This is a genomic window from Prevotella sp. ICM33 (assembly GCF_000517825.1).
Lineage (GTDB): Bacteria > Bacteroidota > Bacteroidia > Bacteroidales > Bacteroidaceae > Prevotella > Prevotella melaninogenica.
In genome coordinates this window covers 1-2,505 of the sequence record NZ_JACD01000098.1, presented here as the reverse complement: position 1 = coordinate 2,505, position 2,505 = coordinate 1, and the positions used below count along the sequence as shown (strand labels likewise).

Genomic DNA, 2,505 nt, shown 5'->3' with positions numbered 1-2,505 from the left:
GTCCTGTACAGGCATACGATGATAATGGTAATATTGTCTGGCAGGCAGACTATGATATTTATGGTAATATCCGCAACCTCCACGGCAGCAGGAAGTTCATTCCTTTCCGCCAGTTAGGTCAGTATGAGGATGATGAGACTGGGCTGTATTACAACAGGTTCCGCTATTATGACCCAAGGATAGGTAACTATATCAGCCAAGACCCGATAAGGTTAGCTGGTGGAAATCCGACACTGTATGGGTATGTGGAGGATTGTAATAAACTTGTTGATATCTTAGGATTTGCTCCAACTAAGTTAGCAGATAGATTGTTTCTGAAGGAAATATTAGGAGGTAATGCAAAAGATGGAGGTGTATATATGTTCCGAACCATTGATGTTAGAGATGGTGTTGAAAAATGGTATGTGGGCAAAGCTAATAATTTGTATCGTAGGCTGAGATCACATTTAGGAAGTGGAAAATTAGATTCAGCAAAACTTGATACCTTAAATGTTATTATTCTTCCGAATGGAGTTGAAGACGACTTCTTTAGAGCAGAAGCCGAGACAATGGATAAGTTTAAGGAAGCAGGAGAAGATCTTGCTAATAAAATAAAAAGTCCTGGTTGTAAATTGTAATTATTAAAGTTTATGGAAATGAATATTATAAGAAAAGAATATTTTGGGAAAGAATATGCTTTTATACAAGCAGATATGAATCAAACACCTGATATTTCTTATATACAAGAAAACAAAGTTGATGGCCTTATAGTAGTCTCAGAGAACTTAAATATGAAGATAGAAAATATTGAGAATATATCTATTCTTAAGAATATAAGAGCTTTAAACCTGAATTCATATTCTTATAAAGACTTGTCTCACTTGTCTTGTTTTAGAGAATTAGAATATTTAAAGATACATGGAATAGCAGACAAGGAAATTCCTTTCGATTCATTACCCTTATTATGGTGTATTTATTTAAACTATAATAGAAAGAATTGTAAATCAATCTTCCAATGTAAGAACTTAGAATATATTTTTATTGATAACTATTCAGAGACTTCATCAAACGACTTTTTCGCTTTTGAAAAAGCAAGAAGAATTGGATTGGTAAAAAGTAAGTTAAACGAATTTAATGCACTACAGAATATGCCACAGTTAGAGCATATCGGAATTGGATATAATTCCAAGATGGAGTCTATAAGCTGGCTTAGAGATAATAAATCTCTTACTTCTGTTGCATTTCAGAATTGCAAGAAAATAAAAGACTGGGAGATACTTGGATCACTAACAATGATGGAAAGACTGATAATTGAAAACTGTGGAGAGTTACCCTCTGTTGCTTTTTTGTTACATTTGTCAAATCTTAAAGAAATCAGGATTATTGGATCAACAAGTGTTAAAGATGGTAAATTGAAAGATATTATGAATCTTCCTCATCTCAAAAGTTTCTTCATACCAGTTAGAAAAGAGTATGATATTACTCTGCAAGACATAACTTTATTCAATAATAAATTGTAGTATTTTGTGTTTAAATCATAAAACAATATTGCCATAAGATAGAATATACGGTTCTTCCATTAAACACGTGGACTTATTTCGTATAGCTTTAAAGGAAGAACCGAGGTTATGCGTTAAACAACTATGAGGGTGTATCAATTTTGACACACCCTCGTCTGTTTTATTTATCCTCTGACACAGAATACCTTACCATTTTAACACATCGAATATTTGGGGATAAGACATTGAAAAGTCATGACATAATTTCGGATAAAACGTCTAAAATAAAGTGGAAAAACACGTATAAAAAGCAAGTTTGCAACCAACAGGAAATCAATTGGTTATGAAGTCGTACAAGAAAAGGTGCTTAGTAAGGGTTCAAAAGGGCGTTAGTAAGACCTCAAAAGGGCACCTATTGCAAGTCAATCAGGAGTCTTTTCAAAGCCAAAAGATCACATATCGATTTTGAGTCGTATGAAAATAGTTTACAAGTATCGGTTAGTATAAGGATAAGTTGTTTGTAGAAGACAGAAAGATATGGTAATGGGTAGACATAGTATTTATTATCTGGGGTGATAATCTTCGTCTTCTACAGGCGCTTGACACAATAAACCGCAGAAGTGTCCGTTACGATTATGATACCTTCGGTTCTCTGTCAGGGGCTGTATATGGTGACGGAAGTCGTCAGTGGCGTAACCCAGATGCAATGGGTAACGTGTATGATAGTCCCGACCGTACGGACAGGAGCTATGGTCGTGGTGGACAGCTGCGTGAGGACAAGAAGTAGCGGTATTATTATGACAGCCATGGCAACCTTGTGCTGAAGACCATGCGCAGGTCGGGACCATCCCTTGATGCTAGAATGCGGGATGAGTTCCTTGCTTGGCAGAGCGGTGACTATGCCTATACGTGGCAGGGCAATGGTATGCTTAGAAGTGTAACACGGCCTGACGGCAAGACCGTTACCTTCAGGTATGACGCTTTAGGCAGACGCATTGAGAAGGTCTTTGACGGACGAGTATATCGC

At 36.4% G+C, this 2,505-nt stretch carries 4 protein-coding genes; 3 read left to right on the top strand and 1 reads right to left on the bottom strand.

Annotated features, from left to right (window positions below; genetic code table 11):
- Together HMPREF1505_RS13035 and HMPREF1505_RS11665 are read left to right on the top strand one after the other, a co-directional pair.
- Nucleotides 1-617 (top strand): RHS repeat domain-containing protein (locus tag HMPREF1505_RS13035; RefSeq protein WP_197017524.1); only part of this gene is annotated, 617 nt, incomplete at its 5' end.
- 12 nt (nt 618-629) lie between these two features.
- Nucleotides 630-1,499 (top strand): hypothetical protein, encoded by an 870-nt coding sequence (locus tag HMPREF1505_RS11665; RefSeq protein ID WP_036925570.1) that lies wholly within the window; start codon nt 630-632, stop codon nt 1,497-1,499.
- A gap of 542 nt (nt 1,500-2,041) precedes the next feature.
- Here the strand turns inward: HMPREF1505_RS11665 and HMPREF1505_RS13595 are convergent.
- Nucleotides 2,042-2,326, bottom strand: a complete 285-nt coding sequence (locus HMPREF1505_RS13595) for a hypothetical protein (protein ID WP_219617323.1) — start codon at nt 2,324-2,326, stop codon at nt 2,042-2,044.
- Here HMPREF1505_RS13595 and HMPREF1505_RS13645 point away from each other — a divergent pair.
- Nucleotides 2,308-2,505 (top strand): hypothetical protein (locus HMPREF1505_RS13645; RefSeq protein ID WP_036925569.1); only part of this gene is annotated, 198 nt, incomplete at its 3' end. The two genes, HMPREF1505_RS13595 and HMPREF1505_RS13645, sit on opposite strands and share 19 nt — an antisense overlap.

Excerpts from the sequence above, each read along its gene's own strand:
- HMPREF1505_RS11665 (WP_036925570.1), top strand. The coding sequence starts at position 630 with ATGGAAATGAATATTATAAGAAAAGAATATTTTGGGAAAGAATATGCT.
- HMPREF1505_RS13595 (WP_219617323.1), bottom strand. The coding sequence starts at position 2,326 with ATGGTCCCGACCTGCGCATGGTCTTCAGCACAAGGTTGCCATGGCTGT.